This is a genomic window from Hominisplanchenecus murintestinalis (assembly GCF_943193015.1).
GTDB lineage: Bacteria > Bacillota > Clostridia > Lachnospirales > Lachnospiraceae > Hominisplanchenecus_A > Hominisplanchenecus_A murintestinalis.
Window position 1 is genome coordinate 1 of sequence record NZ_CALPCM010000110.1, and the last position, 1,846, is coordinate 1,846.

The following is a 1,846-nucleotide window of genomic DNA, read 5'->3' on the forward strand; positions in this document are numbered from 1 at the left end:
CTCCTAGTATAATAATGGTGTAGTCAAGAATGACTACTGGTTAATAGTTACAAAGTCCAATCTAATAAATCTATATAGATATAACGGAAGGAGGAATCCCCCTCCATCAGAAGTTATAAGACAACATTATTTACCTTGTCTGAGGTTTCCTTCATGCGCCAGACAAAATATAGAGGTATAATCACTGAGGGCAGGATCATTGACGTTCACTCCTTGGGAACCAGCCTTTCCGGCTGGCGAAACCTCTTAGAAAGTCTGTCCGTCCATTCGGTGGTGATTTATGTTTTGGCTGGTTGGGAAGCCCCAGGCTATACCTGTATAAGCCGCTAGGTTGTGTATCCACCTTCTGGAAATGGATGCCTGCCGGAAAGGATAAAACTATGAAATATCAAAATGTACTCATGATGCTCCAAAGCATCCCTTACCTCTCAGTCGGGCTTGATGCTGGCGCAGATTTCACATGGATGTCCATCATGCTCCCCAATGGCATCCTCACAGGAAAACCTTTTAAGATCATCCACTCGGATCCTGCGTCCCGTGAGCTTGCCGTCACAAAAATAAAGGAAGCGCAAGAGGCGTATTCTCTTGAAAGCCGCTGCTTCCTTGAGTCCACCGGGATCTACCACATCCCGCTCCTGTGCTTCCTTCGTGATAAGGGTTTTGACTGCTCCGTCATTAATCCTATCATTACTAAGAATAGCACAAATATGAACGTTAGGAAACTGCATAATGATAAATTTGATTCAAAAAAAGCTGCCAAGGTCGGGCTGGATGCGTCCCTTAAGACTTCCATCATCCCAGATGATGAGGTCATTGACCTGCGCAATCTCGTGCGTGACTACTATTATTTCAAGGATTTGCAGTCTGCCATCGTGTTGAAGCTTCATGCGGAACTCAAAGTGTCCTTCCCCGCGTACCAGAAGGTGTTCAGCAAGATCACAACGCAGACTTCCTTAAAGCTTCTGGAAGCTTACCCCCTTGCAGCAGACATGCTTGCCGCACCAAAGGACCGGATTGTGGAAACCATACGCAAAACAGCACGTTTCGGCGAAAAATACGCCCTTGCCAAATATGATGCCATATGCACTGCCGCAAAGGATGCCGCTGTTTTCGGACGTGCGCTTCCAAGCAATGCGCTCCGCATCCGGCTGTATATCAAAACTTACCGGGAATACCAGGAGCATCTGGATGGCATACTGGAAGAACTGCATAAGGCTGTTGATAAGCTGGAAGGGACACCGGCCTATGACCGCATCGCCCTTCTGCAGTCCCTGCGGGGCGTTGGCTTCCTCAGCGCAGTTGTCCTGATTGCTGAAATGGGTTCCTTTGACCTGTTTTCCTCCCCAAAGAAGCTTTATGCCTACTTCGGTTTGGATCCTGCCGTAAAGCAGTCCGGCAAATTCAACGGTGACAAAGTCCACATGTCCAAGAGAGGTTCCAGCCTTGCCAGGCGTATCCTGCATATGGTAGCGCTCAATAACCTTAAGATAGATAAAGGGACAAAAACACCAGTAAATCCGGTGATCCACAGTTACTATGCCAACAAATGCAAAAGCAAGAAGAAAAACGTGGCTGTCGGGGCTGTCATGCATAAAATCTGCAACATCATTTTTGCCATGCTCCGAGATCATAAGCCGTTTAAGATCATCACTCCCCAGGAACATTGTGAGCAGTATCTTGCAGCGCATCCTGGCAAGACACACAACGCAGCTTAACAGGTTCTCATAAATTTTTTAAATTTCCACATAGGTGGTTTTATTAAAGTTACACTTTTTTACATCAACTACTTAAAAAAAACTTTTTTAACATTTTTCATTTTACCTATTGACATTTCTTAGCTGGACTT

Annotated in this window: 1 protein-coding gene; it reads left to right on the forward strand. The window is 45.7% G+C overall.

The features are described from left to right. Window positions 1-380: 380 nt before the first annotated feature. Window positions 381-1,715, forward strand: coding sequence for an IS110 family RNA-guided transposase (locus NFR99_RS15180; RefSeq protein WP_251354075.1), 1,335 nt, complete (start codon window positions 381-383; stop codon window positions 1,713-1,715). The last annotated feature ends 131 nt before the right edge of the window (window positions 1,716-1,846 follow it).

Excerpts from the sequence above, each read along its gene's own strand:
- NFR99_RS15180 (WP_251354075.1), top strand. The coding sequence starts at position 381 with ATGAAATATCAAAATGTACTCATGATGCTCCAAAGCATCCCTTACCTC.